Origin of the sequence: Chitinophaga sancti (assembly GCF_034087045.1) — a bacterium.
GTDB lineage: Bacteria > Bacteroidota > Bacteroidia > Chitinophagales > Chitinophagaceae > Chitinophaga > Chitinophaga sancti_B.
In genome coordinates this window covers 1,415,191-1,434,005 of record NZ_CP139247.1, presented here as the reverse complement: position 1 = coordinate 1,434,005, position 18,815 = coordinate 1,415,191, and the positions used below count along the sequence as shown (strand labels likewise).

Annotated in this window: 18 protein-coding genes; 8 read left to right on the top strand and 10 right to left on the bottom strand. The window is 43.7% G+C overall.

Going from position 1 to position 18,815, the window contains the following annotated elements:
* Positions 1–231: 231 nt before the first annotated feature.
* Genes SIO70_RS06020 through SIO70_RS06000 form a run of 5 tightly spaced genes read left to right on the top strand, consistent with a single transcriptional unit; the run spans position 232 to position 6,085 of the window.
* A complete protein-coding gene (locus SIO70_RS06020) occupies positions 232–1,587 on the top strand; it encodes a sigma-54 dependent transcriptional regulator (RefSeq protein ID WP_320580051.1) in 1,356 nt (451 codons plus the stop codon).
* Positions 1,588–2,925, top strand: a complete 1,338-nt coding sequence (locus tag SIO70_RS06015) for a sensor histidine kinase (RefSeq protein ID WP_320580050.1) — start codon at positions 1,588–1,590, stop codon at positions 2,923–2,925.
* A gap of 17 nt (positions 2,926–2,942) precedes the next feature.
* On the top strand, positions 2,943–3,572 hold the full coding sequence (locus SIO70_RS06010) for a hypothetical protein (protein WP_320580049.1): 630 nt from the start codon (positions 2,943–2,945) through the stop codon (positions 3,570–3,572).
* 34 nt (positions 3,573–3,606) lie between these two features.
* A complete protein-coding gene (nadB, locus tag SIO70_RS06005) occupies positions 3,607–5,205 on the top strand; it encodes an L-aspartate oxidase (protein ID WP_320580048.1) in 1,599 nt (532 codons plus the stop codon).
* Positions 5,206–5,224: 19 nt separating this feature from the next.
* Entirely contained in the window at positions 5,225–6,085 is an 861-nt protein-coding gene (locus tag SIO70_RS06000; protein ID WP_320580047.1) for a lysophospholipid acyltransferase family protein, read from the top strand.
* Between the two features lie 79 nt (positions 6,086–6,164).
* On the opposite strand, the gene SIO70_RS05995 is transcribed toward SIO70_RS06000, so the two are convergent.
* The 6 genes from SIO70_RS05995 to SIO70_RS05970 form a co-directional block, all read right to left on the bottom strand.
* Positions 6,165–6,476 carry a BON domain-containing protein gene (locus tag SIO70_RS05995; RefSeq protein ID WP_320580046.1) on the bottom strand — a complete coding sequence of 104 codons (312 nt, stop codon included), beginning with the start codon at positions 6,474–6,476 and terminating at the stop codon, positions 6,165–6,167.
* Positions 6,477–6,504: 28 nt separating this feature from the next.
* Entirely contained in the window at positions 6,505–7,314 is an 810-nt protein-coding gene (locus SIO70_RS05990) for an SDR family oxidoreductase (RefSeq protein WP_320580045.1), read from the bottom strand.
* Between the two features lie 105 nt (positions 7,315–7,419).
* Positions 7,420–8,823: an MBL fold metallo-hydrolase gene (locus SIO70_RS05985; protein WP_320580044.1), complete on the bottom strand. Its 1,404-nt coding sequence runs from the start codon at positions 8,821–8,823 to the stop codon at positions 7,420–7,422.
* A gap of 294 nt (positions 8,824–9,117) precedes the next feature.
* Positions 9,118–9,477 carry an ArsR/SmtB family transcription factor gene (locus SIO70_RS05980; protein ID WP_012788619.1) on the bottom strand — a complete coding sequence of 120 codons (360 nt, stop codon included), beginning with the start codon at positions 9,475–9,477 and terminating at the stop codon, positions 9,118–9,120.
* A 291-nt stretch (positions 9,478–9,768) separates the two neighbouring features.
* A complete protein-coding gene (tsaB, locus tag SIO70_RS05975; protein WP_320580043.1) occupies positions 9,769–10,446 on the bottom strand; it encodes a tRNA (adenosine(37)-N6)-threonylcarbamoyltransferase complex dimerization subunit type 1 TsaB in 678 nt (225 codons plus the stop codon).
* A gap of 3 nt (positions 10,447–10,449) precedes the next feature.
* Complete coding sequence (locus SIO70_RS05970) at positions 10,450–11,103, bottom strand: 3-hydroxyacyl-CoA dehydrogenase family protein (RefSeq protein ID WP_320580042.1); 654 nt, start codon at positions 11,101–11,103, stop codon at positions 10,450–10,452.
* Positions 11,104–11,153: 50 nt separating this feature from the next.
* Between SIO70_RS05970 and SIO70_RS05965 the strand changes: the two genes are divergently transcribed.
* Complete coding sequence (locus SIO70_RS05965; RefSeq protein ID WP_083723287.1) at positions 11,154–11,534, top strand: RidA family protein; 381 nt, start codon at positions 11,154–11,156, stop codon at positions 11,532–11,534.
* Between the two features lie 21 nt (positions 11,535–11,555).
* Here the strand turns inward: SIO70_RS05965 and SIO70_RS05960 are convergent, their stop codons facing one another.
* The 4 genes from SIO70_RS05960 to SIO70_RS05945 form a co-directional block, all read right to left on the bottom strand.
* Positions 11,556–13,211 (bottom strand): L,D-transpeptidase family protein, encoded by a 1,656-nt coding sequence (locus tag SIO70_RS05960; RefSeq protein WP_320580041.1) that lies wholly within the window; start codon positions 13,209–13,211, stop codon positions 11,556–11,558.
* A gap of 117 nt (positions 13,212–13,328) precedes the next feature.
* Positions 13,329–14,879: an Rne/Rng family ribonuclease gene (locus SIO70_RS05955; RefSeq protein WP_320580040.1), complete on the bottom strand. Its 1,551-nt coding sequence runs from the start codon at positions 14,877–14,879 to the stop codon at positions 13,329–13,331.
* Positions 14,880–15,313: 434 nt separating this feature from the next.
* A complete protein-coding gene (locus tag SIO70_RS05950) occupies positions 15,314–16,156 on the bottom strand; it encodes a tetratricopeptide repeat protein (protein WP_143708856.1) in 843 nt (280 codons plus the stop codon).
* Positions 16,157–16,179: 23 nt separating this feature from the next.
* Positions 16,180–16,470 (bottom strand): HU family DNA-binding protein, encoded by a 291-nt coding sequence (locus SIO70_RS05945; RefSeq protein WP_072362799.1) that lies wholly within the window; start codon positions 16,468–16,470, stop codon positions 16,180–16,182.
* A 518-nt stretch (positions 16,471–16,988) separates the two neighbouring features.
* On the opposite strand from SIO70_RS05945, the gene mutY reads away from it, so the two are divergent.
* Together mutY and SIO70_RS05935 are read left to right on the top strand one after the other, a co-directional pair.
* A complete protein-coding gene (gene mutY / locus SIO70_RS05940) occupies positions 16,989–18,053 on the top strand; it encodes an A/G-specific adenine glycosylase (RefSeq protein ID WP_320580039.1) in 1,065 nt (354 codons plus the stop codon).
* 178 nt (positions 18,054–18,231) lie between these two features.
* Positions 18,232–18,687 carry a single-stranded DNA-binding protein gene (locus SIO70_RS05935; RefSeq protein WP_083723292.1) on the top strand — a complete coding sequence of 152 codons (456 nt, stop codon included), beginning with the start codon at positions 18,232–18,234 and terminating at the stop codon, positions 18,685–18,687.
* Positions 18,688–18,815: the final 128 nt, after the last annotated feature.

The window sequence follows — 18,815 nt, the reverse complement described above, 5'->3', positions numbered from 1 at the left end:
CCTTTACCAGTAAAGCATTTCAAAGCACAACACCCTTTCAAAACGTCCTGTACCGCACACTGTACGTCCAATTCCGGACACTTTCCCCCAATCCGGCGCCAGTACTGCCAAAAACCGAAATCTTTTTATAATATTGCCAGTGGCCACATCCGCAGTCGTTTGCCCAGGTCAATCATTGTCGGGAACATTGTTTGCGGAGCTCTATCAACAATATATTTATTTGAATTGGTTATGACTACGACTACACTGCCTGGTAAAATACTGATAGTAGATGATGATATGGACGTATTGCGCGCAGCACGCCTCCTGTTGAAACGCCATTTTGGACAGGTAGACTTTGAGCGCAATCCCCAAAAGATCCCTTACCTGGTATCTAATTTTGAATACGACGTGATCCTGCTGGACATGAACTTTACCCGTGACCTGAGCAGTGGTAAGGAAGGATTTGAATGGCTGGACAGGATACTGGACATCCAGCCCTCAGCAGCAGTAGTCATGTTCACTGCCTATGGCGACGTGGAAATGGCAGTAAGGGCCATCAAAGCAGGAGCAGCTGATTTTGTGCTGAAACCCTGGGAAAATGAAAAGCTCCTGGCCACTATGCAGGGAGCTTACAACAAAAAACATCAGCATAAGGATAAGGTAGCCCCACCCAGCCCAGCGACTAACAATAATAGTTCAATCATTGGCAACAGTCCATCCATGATGGCAGTATTGGATACAGCTGAAAGGGTAGCCGGCACCGATGCCAACGTACTCATTCTAGGTGAAAATGGCACTGGCAAGGATATGCTGGCCAGACATATTCACCAGCTCTCCCATCGTACCTCCCACCCTTTTGTGAGTGTAGACCTTGGGGCCATCAGCGAAAGCCTGTTTGAAAGTGAACTGTTTGGCCATGTGAAAGGCGCCTTTACAGATGCCCGCGAAGACAGGGTTGGTCGGTTTGAAGAAGCCAACAAAGGCACTATCTTCCTCGATGAACTGGGAAACATTTCCCTACCGTTACAGGCCAAACTGCTCACCGTATTGCAAAACAGGTCGGTGACCAAAGTAGGTAGTAACAAAGCCAATCCTGTAGATGTACGCCTGATCTGCGCCACTAACCGCAACATTCAGCAGATGGCGGCACAACACCTGTTCCGCCAGGATTTACTCTACCGGATCAATACAATTGAAATACACCTTCCTCCCCTCAGAGAAAGACAGGAAGACATCATTGCTCTGGCAGAACATTTCCTCCAATTGTATAGCAGTAAATACAAACGCCCGGTGAATAGTCTGCACGAATCACTCGTACAACAGTTGCTACAATATGACTGGCCAGGGAATATCCGAGAACTGCAACACGCCATGGAGAGAGCGGTCATTCTCTCCCAGGGCAAGGTATTGCAGGCCAAAGATGTATTTGTGAAAAACCCCGTACAGGAAACCCAGCTGAATACCGGCTATAACCTGGAAGAAATGGAGCGCAACATCATCACTCAGGCTATGAAGAAATGTAATGGAAACATCACTGAAGCCGCCAGGGAACTGGGCCTCAGCAGAGCAGCTCTCTATAGAAGACTGGAAAAATATAATATATAGATGAACCGGTTCAGCGTCAATATATTCCTGCGCATACTCCTGCTCACCGCCAGCACCATTGCCGCCGTAGAAGTATGGATGATACTGGGGCCGATTCCCGGGTTAGCTATCGCCGCCCTGATCTGCCTGCAGATCTATGGAATGTATTACTACATGAACAGGATTAACAGAAAGCTCACACTCTTTTTGGAGTCCATCCGTTACGAAGATTTTTCCATCCGGTTCAGCGCCGATAATAAAATGGGGAAAAGCTTTCAGGCACTCAATTACCAGTTCAACGAAGTACTGGAAGCCTTCCGGCAAACCAGGGCCGAAAAAGAAGCAAACCTGAAATACATCGATACGATCGTACAGCATATCAGCATCGGCGTACTGTCTTTTGACGCGGAGGGTAGAATAGAACTCATCAATCCTGCAGCTTTCAAGTTACTGGGCATCTATCGTCTACGCAACATAGCAGAGTTAAAATCAGCTCACCCCGATCTGCCTGAATTATTGCTACAGGTGCACTCCGGCAATAAGATCCTGTATCGTACACGTACTGAACAACAACTCTCGATTCAGGCAGCAACTGTACGTTTACAGGGACGCCTGGTCAAATTGATCTCCCTGCAAAACATCCATGCAGAGTTGCAACAAAAAGAGCTGGAAGCCTGGCAGAACCTGACCAAGATCCTTCGTCATGAAATCATGAACTCTGTCACGCCAATCGTATCCCTCATAAGCACCATGCAGGATATCATTGAGCAGGACATTGCACCGGATAGCCACCAGCCCGAGGCGATTACTGACCTGATAGAAGCGCTGGAAACGATCAAAAGCCGGAGTAAAGGCATCATGAACTTCGTCAACGCCTACAGGGATTATACTGCTCTTCCCAAGCCACAATTTACGGATGTCAATATCAAGGAACTGATCACAGTAGTGAGTAACCTGTTGCAATCGGATCTTAAACAGGCAGGCATTTATTACCAGTTCGAAGTAGATTCTGCCGGTGCAGAAATTCATGCAGACAGCGCCCAGTTGCAGATGGTGCTGATCAACCTGGTCAAAAATGCCATGGATGCACTGGAACACACCGCTCACCCGGAAATCAAACTCACCGCAACGATGATCACTCATAACCAGGTTTGCATCGCGATTGCAGATAATGGTCCGGGTATAGATGCAGATGCGATCAATAAGATCTTTATCCCTTTCTATACCACTAAACGCAAAGGCAGCGGTATCGGTCTCAGCCTCTCCCAGCAAATCATCCAGTTGCATGGCGGACAATTGAAAGTAGATAGTACAAGTAGTAATGGTACCACATTTAATGTGATCCTTGCTACGGTGTAAATCCTTATTTTAGTAACATGAAACCGGTTGTCTTTAACAGTCTTTATTGGGGCACCATGCCTATACTGCTTTGGGCCTGTTTTGTGAATGCTGCATGGCTAAAGGAGCTGTCAATGGTTCTTTTGATTGTTTATGCGGCCGTATTTTACATATCCGGCACCCGCTACACACCTACACTTCTCAGAGTGTTGTTAATCATAGGCTTAGCTATTACAAGTCCTCCTTTAGTCCACCTTCTCGCCGGTGCTTCTATACCACTGGTTCACATCGTTTATATTGCTTACTTTTTAAAGATCCGCTATACGAATTATCCACTACCCACCTGTAAATGGGCATTTATCTTTCTGACAGAAGCGCTGGGTCTGGCGATCTTCTTCTATTACCTGCCTACGCTGGAAAACGTCTGGCCTGTGGTCTTTTGTCTTTTCACCGCTTCTATAGCCCTCCAATCCGTTATGCATGCCTTTCGGCTCAGTGATCAGCCAGCTGGCTGGTATTGCCTGGCAGGCATCACCTTCCTCATTGCCGGTGGCGCATTTTCACCAACTATCAGTTTAATCTGCTACGCATTAGCCAATTACGGTCTCGTCTATGGTGCTACCCGTTATATCTGGCAAAAGCAGGGCATCCCCTACGCAATCCGGTAATATACCGTACATTTGATTCGCTAGATGAGTTATTATGCAACAGACAGATTTTTTAGTGATCGGTTCCGGCATCGCAGGATTAACCTATGCGCTCAAAGTAGCAGGTGCCTGTCCAGATAAAAAGATCACCATCATCACTAAGACCCAGGAAGACGAAACGAATACGAAGTATGCACAGGGTGGCGTAGCTGTAGTGAATGATCTTGAGAATGACAGCTTTGCCAAGCACATTGAAGACACCCTGATTGCCGGCGATGGCCTATGCAATGAAAAAATAGTAGAGATCGTGGTGAAGGAAGGCCCCGAGCGGGTAAATGAGATCATTGAATGGGGCGCCAACTTTGATAAGAATCCTGACGGAGACTTTGCCCTTGGAAGAGAAGGCGGACACTCGGAATTCAGGGTGATCCACTACAAAGACATCACGGGTTATGAAATAGAAAGAGCCTTGCTGACAGCCGTTCGTCAACATCCAAATATCGAGCTGGTCACTCACTGCTTTGTGGTAGACCTCATCACCCAGCACCACCTGGGTTACCTGGTGACCAAATCCACGCCTGACATTGATTGTTATGGTGTATACGTACTGAACCTTCTCACAAACAAGATAGAAAAGATACTGAGCCGCATCACGCTCATCGCCACTGGTGGCAATGGGCAGGTGTACCGTAGTACTACTAACCCTTCTATCGCCACTGGCGATGGTGTGGCTATGGTGTACCGCGCCAAAGGTAGAATTGAAAATATGGAGTTCATCCAGTTTCACCCTACCGCACTTTATCAGCCAGGTGTGAACAACGCCTTCCTGATTACGGAAGCAGTACGTGGCGATGGTGGTATCCTGCGCAATATACATGGCGAAGACTTCATGCATAAATACGATCCCCGTCTCTCTCTCGCCCCCCGCGATATCGTGGCCAGAGCAATAGACAGTGAGATGAAGATCACCGGTACAGAACATGTATACCTCGATTGCCGGCATATGGATATGGAGAAGTTCATTCACCACTTCCCCAACATCTATGAGAAATGCCTGACATCTGGTATCGATGTAAAGAAAGATATGATTCCGGTAGCTCCGGCTGCTCACTATAGTTGCGGAGGTATCAAGGTAAATGAACAGGGTTGTACCAGCATTCAGAACCTGTATGCCTGCGGCGAGTGTTCCAGCACAGGATTACACGGCGCCAACCGCCTTGCGTCCAATTCACTGCTGGAAGCCATGGTGTTTGCACACCGTTGTTACCAGACTGCTGTAAACAGGATCGATTCAATTCCATTCAAAGAAAACGTACCCGACTGGAATGCAGCAGGAACCACGGCTCCCAAGGAAATGATCCTCATTACACAGAGCCTGAAAGAACTGAAGCAGATCATGAGTGATTATCTTGGTATCGTGCGTACCAATGAACGTATCCAGAGAGCAATACGCAGACTGGACATTCTGCACGAAGAAACAGAAAACCTCTATGAGAAGACAGAAGTATCTCCACAATTGTGTGAGCTACGCAACCTGATCACCGTAGGTTATTTGATCGTAAAAAGTGCTTCCTTCCGCAAGGAAAGCAGAGGTCTTCATTTCAATACCGATTATCCAAACAAGAGCGAACTGGTACAAAACATTGTGTTATAGAATTTGTTGCTAAGTAGAGATGTACTATTTAATTCTGGCTTTTACATACGCCATTTCAATATTGCCATTGTGGCTGTTATACCTCATCAGCGATGGGTTATACCTCATTATTTACTACCTGGCAGGCTACCGGAAAAAGATTGTATTTGACAATCTCCGCAAGTCATTCCCGGAAAAATCTCCTGCTGAAATCACCAGGCTGGCAAGGAATTATTACCGCAATCTGACGGATATGATCGTGGAGACAGTCAAACTGCTGACCATGAGCAAAAAGTCGCTGGAAAAGCGGTTTAAATGTGATTTAACAGTATTACATGAACTTTATGCACAGGGCAAAAGTTGTCAGCTGCATTTAGGACATAATTTCAACTGGGAATGGGCCAATGTATTTTGCATGCAGAGAGTAGGCTTCCCATTCCTGGTAGTATACATGCCGCTCACCAACAAATCTGCAGATCGCTTCTTCCGTCACTTTCGTGAGAAATCAGGCACAATACTGATCCCTGCGAATGATATCAAGGAGGCGATGGCACCCTGGCAGCATAAACAACACCTCATTGCACTGGTGGCAGACCAGAATCCTGGTAATCCACGGCGTAGCTACTGGTTCCCTTTCCTGAACAGAATGACTGCTTTCTATAAAGGACCGGAAATGAGTGCCAGAAGGAATGATACACCTGTAGTATTTGTAGATATACGAAAAGTAAAGAGAGGCTACTATGATGCTACGTTAAAGCTGGCATTTGAACACCCCCAGCAGGAACCGGAAGGTAAGGTCACAGAAACTTTTGTACGATACCTTGAAAACAATATATTGGAGCAGCCGGATGTGTGGGTGTGGAGCCACAGAAGGTGGAAACATCGCTATAATCAGCAATAAAACCATTCATGAAAAGAGTGAATTTACCAACGGGAATGAAACCTGTTTTCAGAAAAAGAGGACCGTTGGTCCCCTTTTTTTATTGCTGATTGACAGTGTCTTCCGGCATTGGCGGTAGCGGTGGTATTACTGGTTCCACCATGATATTATTGTTGACAGCTTTCACCCCATTTATTTTCTTTACTGCATCTTCTGCTGCTACTTTTGCACTGTCATTGGGGACCTCTCCATTTAGGTCTACTATTCCATCTTTTACCTCGGCAGTGATGCCGGGGGAATTATTCAGTTTATCAATTACGGCCAACTTTACAGTATCATCTCCAGGCTGGCACGAATACAGGCTGGTAATCACCAGTGTACTGGCGGTCATCAATAAAGATTTGCAATCCATGGTTAAAATTTAAAAATCCTATAATACTCTATCCATTGTCGGCAAAGCCGGGATAAAGGGTCATTCCTCCATCAATAAACAAAGTAGTACCTGTCACATAATCACTCTCATCACTCGCCAGCCATACGGCAGCTTTCGCGATATCTTCCGGTACACCTACCCTGCCATATGGTATCAGTTCTAATAATTTCTGCTCATCCTCTGGCGTATCCCATGCATCTTTGTTAATGCGTGTTTTGATTGCACCAGGCCCCAGACTGTTTACTCTTATCTTATATGGAGCCAATTCCTGTGCCATAGATTGCATGAGTAATTTCACTCCACCCTTGCTGGCAGCATAATTCACATGGCCGGCCCAGGGTATTACTTCGTGCACACTACTCATACAAATTATTTTCCCGGCGGCTTTGGAGCGAGAGGGCTGTACACCTCTTCTTTTGAATTCCTTTGCGGCTTCACGGGCACATAGAAATTGTCCTGTTAGATTGGTACCAATTACCGCATTCCACTGGTCCAGGGTCATTTCAAGGAAGGGCGCATCCTGCTGAATGCCTGCATTGGTCACTGCTATATCAAGCGTACCATAACGGGATAAGATGGCTGAATACATGGTCAGCACCTCCGCTTCCTGACTGATGTCACATTGATGTACGAAACCATCCCCACCGGCAGATTTAATTTCGTCCAGGATTTTCTCAGCATCTGTCCTGCTCTTGTCACTGTGAAAGTTAATGATCACGGCAGCGCCTGCTTCGGCCATTGCCAGTGCTGTAGCGGCTCCGATACCCGTACTGCTACCGGTGATCAGCGCAACCTGTCCTTGTAGTTGTTTGCCCATAGAAATACTTTTTCCACATTGTCGGTCAAAAAGCATACCTCCCGCAAATTAAAAAGGACCGTGCACCTGGCACGATCCTTTTTTAATTATTTGGTAATAAGTGTATTAATTCAATACGTTATTTTCCTTCACCACTTCCAGCCCTTGCATGCCTTTCATGTTGTTGAAACCACCTTCCACATTACGCAGGTTGTGAATGCCTTCTCTCTTCAGAATGGAGCAGGCAATGATACTTCTGTAACCACCCTGGCAATGAACATACAGGTTATGTAATTCATCGAAATCACCCAGGGTGCCTGGATCTGTCATATCGCTCAGGGTCAGGTTAATGGCATCCTTGATGTGACCGTCTGCAAACTCAGCTGGTTTTCGTACATCCACAATCACCAGGTTAGGGTCATGTGGAATGTCCATTGCCAGTTCATCAGGCTCTACGTTAATGATCATATCAAGTTTCTGACCAGCAGCAACCCAAGCTTCATAGCCACCTTTCAGGTAACCTACTACGTGGTCGAAACCTACACGTGCCAGACGAACGATCGTTTCTGCTTCCTGACCGGGGGTAGTAACCAGAACGATTTCCTGCTCAAAGTTCAGGAGACTGCCTGCCCACTCTGCAAAACGGCCTTCCAGCCCGATGCTGAGGGAACCAGGTACAAAACCTTCTGCAAATACTGTAGCAGGACGTGTATCCAGGATCAGGATTCCTTCTTTCACTTTGGCTTTGAATTCCTCAACGCTCAGCGGCTGGTTACTCTTGTCCATTACCGCCTGCAGCGTATCGTAACCTTCTTTGTTAATTCTTGCATTGATCGGGAAATAGGATGGGGGGGTAGCCAGACCATCGGTTACTTCAGCAATGAAAGATGCTTTATCGTTAGCCAGCAGTGCATAGTTAGTCGCCTTTTCCTCACCCAGTGTACTGAAAGTATTCGGACCCAGATTCTTACCACAGGAAGAACCTGGACCGTGAGCGGGATAGACGGTTACGGTATCTGGCAAAGTTTTGATCTTATTATTCAGGGAGTCGAAAAGCAAACCCGCCAGTTCTTCTTTAGTCAGATTACCACTGAAGAGGTCTGGACGGCCTACGTCTCCTACAAAGAGGGTATCGCCTGTAAACAGGCTGGCAGGTTGGCCCTGTTCGTCCAGCAGCAGATAACAGGTAGATTCCAGCGTATGACCGGGAGTATGGATCACCTGCAGACGCAGTTTTCCTATATTGAATAATTCTTTGTCTTTGGCTTTGTAGATAGGAAAGCTGGTTACCGCTTCGGGACCATATACGATAGGCGCCTGCGTAGCGGCAGCCAGATCCAGGTGACCTGATACGAAATCAGCATGAAAATGGGTTTCGAAAATATACTTTATAGTGGCGTTGCGCTCTTTAGCGAGGTCAAGGTATGCATCGATATCCCGCAGGGGATCTATCACAACAGCTTCACCTTCCGACTCTATAAAGTAGGCAGCCTCCGATAAGCAATTAGTATACAGTTGCTTTACAAACATTGATCTTTGATTTCCTGCAAATTTACGGATAATTAAAGCAGGAAGCTACCATGGGTACGAGGATATAACATATTAAGAATGCAATACAGATATGTATAGCAAAAAAACATCAACCCGTTATGTTGTTCATAACCGGAATGATGTTAAAAGATTTTACAATGCTACTGAGCTATCACTACTAACAAATGCTTCCCCCGCAAAAATTTGAACCTAACTAAAAGTTCTCAGCTTATTGCACTCTTAGTTAGGCCCCAATATTTTTTTGTACTCAGCTGAGCAATAACCAAAACCATATTAGCCTACCAGCTCTTCTACGAATTTGGCAACTTCTGCTATACGTTGTTTGTTAATCGTATAGTGAATGAATTTACCATCTCTTTCGGTAATCACAATGCCGGCACGACGAAGAATAGCCAGGTGCTGTGAAGCTACTGACTGCTCAAGACGCAGCTTAACGTAGATTTCAGTCACTGTCATTTTTTTGTGATCTTCCAGCAGCTTAATCATTTGCTGGCGCAGCTTATGATTTATTGCACGCAATACCATAGCTGCCTTCTTAACGGCAATGTAATCCAATTTAATTTGGTCTTTTTCATTGGTACCTCTAGAAATAATAAGAGTATTAGAAGAGGTCGTTAATAATGTTTTTTCCATCGCATAATAGTTTTAAAAAATGATGAAATGAAAGGGATCAACGGACAGTAAACCCATAACTTGTTAGAAAACAATAACCGGGTATCGATTTATACAAAAATATAATATTAGTCGTAATAAAAAAAACTTCTATACCTTATTTTTTAATATATAGACGGGGTTTACTTGCCAATTAAACGTAATTTGACAGTTCCATGACAGTATTTTGCATAAATGTTAAAAATACACTTCATTTTGAGAGCAATTAAGTAGTATTTGGGGGCAAAAAGCGTATTTGTGACAATATGGGTACTATTTCTTCATAGTTGAGTGGAAAGGTTTAAGATAGAAAGGACTAAAATATGCCACATCTTCAAATGTGCCTTTTTCAAAGGCTTTTTCTGCTAATTGCACCATATGTGCAGCTTTCAATGTATATGGTAAAAATGTAGCATGGGCGTGCTGTCCCATTAATTGCTGCCACTTGTCACTACCATTTCCAAAGAAAAAAACTTTCTTGTCAGCCAGTTGAGCAGCATAAGCCTCAGGAGTTAAAATCAATGCCTGTGGAGCAAGGATTTCATCCAGCTGTGCAGTGTATACGGCGGTATATACCTCCATACGACGTGCATCCAGCATTGGCGCATACAAAGCATTTTCATCATTAGCAACACTTAGGATGCCTAGCGTCATCTGTTGTAGCGTAGAAATTGCTATCAACGGTTTTTCCCAGGCATAGCATAACCCTTTGGCAGTAGCCACTCCTACCCTCAATCCGGTATAGGAACCAGGTCCGGCACTCACAGCGATGGCATCCAGTTGTGCAGGCGTCACACGGTGTTCCTGCATTAACTGCTGAATAAACAAAGTCATAGTCGCAGCATGATCCTGTTGCTGATCATTGACCAGGGTTTGTAATACCTGTCCATCTTTAGAAAGACATACTGAACCTATATTCGTAGCCGTATCGATATTGAGTATTAATGCCATTATTTAATTATTTCTAGCTTCCTTTTCCAATAATTCACTGATAGCATATCGTTCATTGCCAGTAGCTGTGTGTACAGCAGCAAGTACTTCGTATACTTCTTTGATCCCGATTTTTTTACTCCATTCAAAAGGACCCATGGGATAATTGGTGCCCAGTTTCATAGCGACATCAATGTCTTCCCTGGATGCAGTGTTTGTTTCAGCCGCCATATATGCCTCATTGATGATCATACATATCACCCGGGGAGTGACCATGCCTACTGCATCCTGCACCAGTTCATACTCCCAACCCAGTTGCTGCATGATAGCTACTAACACAGGTTGTTGTGTTGCATCCAGCAGAGAGATTTCTGTCACCGGCATATCAATAAAGCCTGGTAACCAGTTGCACCCTATCAGGGTACAGCCATATGTCTTATTCACTGAGTGCAGAGAGGTTTTCACCACACCTGCCAGTACCGGAATAGCCGGATATTGCGCGTAAACAGCGGCATTTTCCGGGTGCGCATCAAACAGTAAGTCAATGACGAGATCCCTGTTTTGCAGTGCTTCCGCCCCTTCCAGGCTATCAGTCCGCTCCACTGTATGTGCAGCCAGACCACCTTTGCGCTCTAACGCTATAAAATTTTGCTGATCTCCGATAACAAGGATATTCATGGGCTAAATTTTCGCAAACCTATTAATTAATAACTAATTATTTTTACACTATGGAAAAACAGATCATCAATACTCCGAATGCGCCTGCTCCAATAGGCCCATATAACCAGGCAATCCTGACAGGTAATATGCTTTTTGCTTCCGGACAGATTGCTATCAATCCAGCCACCAATCAGCTGGTAACTGAAGATATCGTTGCAGAAACACACCAGGTAATGCAGAATGTAAAAGCGATTCTGAATGCTGCAGGTATGGATTTCAGCGATGTACTGAAGAGTACCATCTTCATCACCGACATGAACGATTTCGGCAAGATCAATGAAGCTTACGGTAGTTACTTCAGCGGTTATTTCCCTGCCCGCGAAACGGTGCAGGTAGCTGCTTTGCCAAAGAACGTACACGTGGAGATCTCTGTGATTGCCAGCAAATAATATGAAAGCCAAAGGCTGACTTTATAAGTCAGCCTTTGTTCCAAATAAGGTGGTAGCCAGTTTCGCATCATGGCCATATACATCATCTCTGAAATTCAATCTGCCCTCACTATCCACAAACGCAGTGAAATATCCGATAAACACCGGCACCCGTTGTTTCAGCGTTACAAACTTCTCCTTACCCGCATTCATCGCATCTACAATCTTTGACTTCGTCCAGCTGGAATCTTTGCGCAGCAACCATTCTGCCAGGTGCTGAGGTTCGGAAACCCTGATACAGCCATGGCTGAAAGTACGTTTGTTCTCACCAAATAAACCTTTGGATGGCGTATCGTGCAGATAGATATTATACTCATTCGGGAAGAGAAATTTCACCTTACCCAAAGAATTGGATCCACCCGGTAACTGACGAATAATATATGGGAAATTAGAAGCAGAAGCTTTAGCCCAATTAATAGATCCTGCACTTACAGGTTTGCCATTTCCAGTCACTACTTCCATATGGTTTCTGGCCAGATAGCCACTGTTGCGACGCATGGCAGGTAGCACTTCTTTTTGCAGGATACCAGGCGGTACATTCCAATATGGGGCAAACACTACATACTTTACTTCATTGCTGAAGATAACGGTATTCGCACCTGGTTTTCCTACTACTACATTGCAACTCCAATCCAGTTTACTGCTATCGTATACATACAGTTTAAATGCAGGAATATTTACCAACAAATAAGTAGATGGTGGTGAAGCAGGCACCCAACGCAGACGCTCCATGTTGATCAGGATTTGTGTAATACGTTGTTTAGGTGTTACATTCAGTGCACGCAGCAGAGGCAACTGAATAGTACCATCCGTTTTCAGTCCGGTTCTATCCTGGAAGTTGCGGATAGCTGAATCCAATGCTGGTGTAAACAAAGCAGTAGTATCATCTGCCAACAGATCGCCTAACAGATGCAAACGATGTTTTACACTTGCAACCACTGGTGCAGAGGCTCCTTGTTTATATAATTTTTCTGCTGCACGCAGGGAATCCCATGGCTCTTTTTCCAGTGTAGCCAGTTGTTTGAGTTTATTGCGCAACAGTTTATATTGTATGTTTACAGGTTCTTCAAATGCATTTGCAGGACGGGTGATCATAGAGTCCAGCAAGCCTTCTATATTAATCTGTTTGCGAGGAATGAACCATTCTAAGTCTTTGGCAGTATCAGAAGTCAGACCACCCCATACTTTATTGCCATAAGCAAAAAACTGGGCAGTGAGCGACAGTTCAATCTGAGGAACAGATTTATCGTCAGGTTTCAGTTTACCTCCTTCCATCATGAGGGTATCGTACATCTCACGCAGCGGACGGCTGATAATACTAGTATCATTCAAACCAAAAGCAGCATCAGATTTCATCAGGTTGATAAAGTTTCCTGCCTGTTCGGTCAGTTGTCCATCATTACCTATCCAGGCAAAGTGATAGTTACGTTGTCTGTAGAAGCTACGGATATAAGAAGCATTGCTGGAATCATGTTGTAAAAAAGTATTTACAGCATTACTATCAAGCGTCAGGTCAATATAGTCCTTCTGGGTATAGTGACTGGTATCTCTTACGCGCTGTCGTTTACGTTTACCTTCGTGATTACAGGATGCGAAGACAGCTGCCAATGCAAGCAGAAATAGGGGAACATTGCGCATGATCATGATTTAATGTGGTATGGTATAAAAGTAAAGGAAAAAGTTGATAACCATTTAAAAGCAAAATGCTTAATGCGGTTACGGCATTAAGCATTTTGCAATATTGTGGATTCAGTTCTAGAGTTTTATTTCTTCATCATTGACATCAAAAAAGCGATACTCTGTCAGGTGGTAGTTAGAGTCAGCTTTAATTTTGATCCATTTTTTATACTGGAAATACCATTTCCATTGACGAGAGGTAAGGAATCCTTGTGTAAGGAAAGCTTTAAATATGGGGTGCACATGGATGGAGAGTCCCTTATGCTGATGGTTAATCAGGTATTGCAGGTTCTTTTCGATGTCATCTATGATCAGTACAGAGGCGCCGATTTTGCCGGTACCATGACAGGTAGGGCAATCTTCTGCTACAGAGATTGTGACTTCCGGTTTCACCCTTTGGCGGGTGATCTGCATGAGTCCGAACTTGGAGATAGGCAGAATGGTGTGTTTAGCTCTATCCTGGGCCATAAATTTCTCCATTGCTTCATACACTACCTTTTTGTTTTCAGGCAGCTTCATATCGATGAAGTCAATGATAATGATGCCTCCAAGGTCGCGCAGACGTAGTTGTCGGGCAATTTCGGCAGCAGCTTCCAGGTTGGATGCCAGGGCATTTTGTTCCTGGTTATTACTGGAGCTCTTGTAGCCGCTGTTCACATCGATGACATGGAGGGCTTCAGTTGCTTCAATAATAAGGTATACACCACTATCCAGGTTGACAGTTTTGCCAAAGGAAGCTTTTACCTGCCGGGTAATGCCGTAGTGATCAAAAATGGGTGCGCCATTATGATAATAAGTAACAATATCCTGCTTCTCGGGAGCTATCTTTTGGATATACGCCCGGGTGTCAGTGTACATGTTCTTATCGTTAATCACGATCCTGTTAAAACTTTCGTTCAGCAGGTCACGGAGTATACTGGTAGTCTTGGCCTGTTCGCTCAGTATTTTCTGTGGAGGCTGTGCGCCTTTCAGATTTGACTGAATATTTTTCCAGGTTTCGACCAGGGTGGTAAGGTCTTCGTGCAGTTCTGCAGTTTTCTTTCCTTCAGCGGCTGTGCGGACTATCACACCGAAATTGGGTGTTTTGATAGCTTCGACGATCTTTTGCAGGCGTTTTCTTTCTTCGGAAGAGTGTATCTTTTTAGATACAGCTACAATGTCATTAAAGGGTGTTAACACGATAAATCTTCCTGGTAAAGAAATTTCGCAGCTCAGACGGGGGCCTTTTGAAGAAATGGGCTCTTTCAGGATTTGCACAAGAATATTGGGTTTACCGCCCAGTACGTCTGTGATTTTACCGGTTTTTACAATTTCCGGCTCGTTCTTAAACTTTGTAAAATCAAACCCCTCGGGGGTTTTATCAGAAATAGCCTGCTGGGTAAATTTTAGTATTGAGCGTATGTAAGGGCTAAGATCAGTGTAATGCAAAAAGGCATCTTTCTCAAAGCCAACATCAACAAACGCTGCATTCAGGCCTGGAATTAGTTTTTTAACCCGCCCCAGGTATAAATCTCCTACAGCAAAATTGGGGTTGCCACTTTCATGATGCAATTCGACCAATTTTTTATCTTCCAGCAACGCTATTTCCACACCAGTAGGTGCCGCATTTATAATTAGTTCCTTGTTCAAGCGTCCAAAATTTTAACCATTATAACTTCACCTTTATGTTATGCACGACTATTTAATAACAGCTTACTGCATACCAGATTATAGCTAACAATGACGTTAGCATACATGATGATGGATTGCTTAAGGGTTTAGCGATCTAGCAGGTAATATCCGGGATGCTAAGCGGGAATTGTGGAAAAACCTGCATGACTTCAGCAATTTAAGAATAATCGCTAAAATCATGCAGGGTATATAAAAAAATTTATCCGATTAACACGCCTTAAATAAAACCTGGTTAGTATAAATGGCGGGAAACAGGAGAAAACTATTTCTTATTTTTCTTATGCCGGTTCTTTCTCAGTCTTTTTTTACGTTTGTGAGTGGCAATTTTATGTCTCTTTCTTTTCTTACCGCAAGGCATGCTAAAAAGTTTAAAATGTTTAAAAAATAGAATATTATTGAATACTCTTAATATAATTGTCAATTTCAGCCTTTAGGGCTGGGTCTTTGAGCAGTTTTTTGCATTGCTCGAACAGTTCCACTGCTTTTTTTACATCACCTTTAGAGCGGTAAGCTTCGGCCTGGACGAAAATGGCTTTCGCTTCGTCCGGGTGGCGTTGCAACAGTGTATCCATACGTTGGATGGCTTTGTCATACTGTCCTGATTGGATAGCAAGATTGGCCAGTGTCAACTGAGCTTCAAGATTGTCGGGATTGGCAGCCACCACTTCCCTGAGTTTCTGGACACCCACCATAGGTTCGCCGGTATTCATATACAACAGCGCCTGTTGAATCTTTAGGGAATCATTGTTCGGGCTAAGCTTAATAGCCTGATCCAGCAATGAGAGCGCCTGTTGGCTTTCCCATTTACTAATTGCCGGGTCCTGAGCATGTTCCAGGTGTTCCAAAAATAAATTGGCTGCAAAGGTGAGGCTTTTTTCGGAATTTTCCAACTTGGCGGCTTCGCCAAGATAATGCGCAGCTATGGGTAGTTGGTTAAGGCTATCCCAGGAGGCATAAAGCTGTTTATAAGCGGCTATTTGCTGAGTTTTAACATCACCCCGCACTACTTTATTTTCCAAAGAATTGATCAAAAGTAATTTATCAGCAGGGACTTTTTGCTTGGCTGTGGCCAGCAATTCGCTAAAGGCAATAGGTTGCTGCTCCTGACCGCCCATCATGGGGCCGGCAGTTGGCATCGCTTTTTTCTCCGAATGCGGTATGGTGCGGCCGAAGGCGACCAATACAACTAGTAATGCCACCGCGGCACCTACCAATAGAACTTGTGATTTTTGCACGCCTTAAATATTAGGCTGCAAAATTACGAAGAACTTTTAAGCTTCTTTACCTCAGCAACGAATTCTTTCGAAGGTTTGAATGCAGGAATAAAGTGCTCTGGAATTTCTACCGCCACATTCTTCTTAATGTTACGACCAATCTTGGCCGCTCTCTTCTTTGTAATAAAGCTACCAAAACCTCTAATATAGATATGCTCGCCATTAGCCAACGCTTCCTTGACCTCCTTAAACATGGCTTCTAGTGTTACTAACACATCTACTTTAGGTATGCCGGTTTTTTCAGCAATATTGTTAATTAAGTCAGCTTTTCTCATAATTGAAGCGAAGGATTACTTGTCCCAAAATTATTTAATTTTTTTTAATTGCTGAATTTTAAGCAAATAAATTTTATCTTTTTTTCTTATACCTTATATCTTTTTAATAATCACTCTACAAGTCTTTGTGTACTAAGCTTTAACGAATCTTATAGCATTGGGTACAACTTTAGCAAAGGTCATATTTTGTGATCACTACATGCTCACATTGATAGGTATGAAGCGGAATATTTCACTAAACCACTACTTAACGAATATACAAAAAATAATATTCATTTTGTCTTTTTTTTCTGCTCTTAATGAAAAAGTTATGTTCATTTTATTAAAATCAAATTCGGGATCCTACCTAAATATAACGCATTTTTCTACACATTAGTCTATTTATCAGCTAGTTCCGTTAAAAAAGCATTCAGATAACAGTTATTTTCATATGTAATAGATGATTATATATATTTTCATCGTACTTCCTTTTTCATCTACTCATTTTATCATTCCCGACTCACTTATCTTTGCATTTCATGAAACAATTTTTTACCAGCACCCTCCTCGAATGGAATCGTGATGACAATACACGCTCAATGCCATGGAAAGGCGAAAAAGACCCCTATCGGATATGGCTGTCTGAAATCATCCTTCAACAAACCCGCGTGGAACAAGGATGGGCTTATTACGAGAAATTTATTCAGGCTTACCCTACTGTACAGCAGTTAGCCGTTGCTCCGGAAGAAGAAGTATTCCGCCTCTGGCAGGGATTGGGTTACTATGCCCGTTGTAAAAATATGCTGGCAGCCGCCCGCCAGATCGTTTCCCAGTATCACGGACACTTCCCCAATACCTACGAGGCAATTCAGTCCCTCAAAGGCATTGGCCCTTATACCTCAGCTGCAATTGCCTCATTTGCGTTCAACCTTCCACATGCTGTGCTGGATGGCAACGTATTCCGTGTACTTTCCCGCTTCTTCGACATTGATACACCTATAGATAGCACTGCCGGCAAAAAACAGTTTGCTACCCTGGCTGCCGAACTTCTTCCCCACGGAGAATCAGCTACTTACAACCAGAGTATCATGGACTTTGGCGCAGTTGTGTGTAAACCACAGCAACCCACCTGCAAATTATGCCCCCTGGCTAAAAAGTGTAAAGCCCTTCACCTGGGCCTTATTGGCCTGCTACCAGTAAAGGCAAAAAAACTGGTGATCAAAAAGCGCTACTTCAACTACCTGATTGTAAGACATAAGGACGATTTCTATATCCGTAAACGTACGGAAAACGATATCTGGCAAAACCTACATGAGTTTGTACTTATTGAAACCAGCACCCCCGCCGATATCAGTGAAATAAAAAAACTCCCAGCATTCAAAGAAAAAGTAGGAGATATACGTTATAACATAGATGCAGTGTCCGCCTCGTCTAAACAGCAGTTGACACATCAAACCATCTATAGTCAGTTCATTATGCTGTCAGTAACTAAAAAGCCTGAGATGCCCGGCTATACAGCAGTTCCTCAGGATCAACTGGATAGGTATGCATTCCCCAAAACCATTACAGACTTCCTGAAACGTGGGGAATTGAGCTTGTTCTGATATAAAAACTCACTGAAGACAAAGTGCGCCCAACTTGCTGCGGCAAGGTATTTGAAGCTAAAACTAGTCAGCATTTTTTTCACAAGGATTTGAAAAAAATGTTAACTTTAAGAAGGTTGTTTATTTAAAGAAACAGTATATTTCCATCGTTAAAATCAATAGATTAAAACCTGCAACAATGAGAGGTGTTAATAAAGTAATCCTGATTGGCAACTTGGGTAGAGATCCGGATGTACAGTTTTTAGAAGGCAATATCGCAGTAGCTAAATTTTCTCTGGCTACTACGGAAACATTTAAAGACAGGGCCGGTAAACTGATCTCCCAAACAGAATGGCACACGGTAGTTTTATGGCGTGGACTGGCAGAATTAGCGCAGAAATACCTGCACAAAGGCAGCCTGGTTTACATTGAAGGACGTCTGCGCACACGTAGCTGGGAAGATAAGGAAGGAAATAAAAAATTTGCTACCGAAGTTGTAGGTGATAACCTCGTTATGCTGGATAAACGCATGGATCTTAATAATTCAGAGCATGCTATCCATCACAGTAATACAGGTAGCACTACCGGTGACAATTTCCCCAATATGGACATCCCCCCCCAAATTAGTGACGCAGCTGACGATCTGCCCTTTTAAACTATCCAATTAAAAAATATTAATTCTTTTTTGCTTGATAATCCCGTAATGGGGTATTACTTATATTTGCATATAGGGAAAGCGATTCAATTTAATACCTGAATTTCTTTCCCATTTTTTTGGAACCT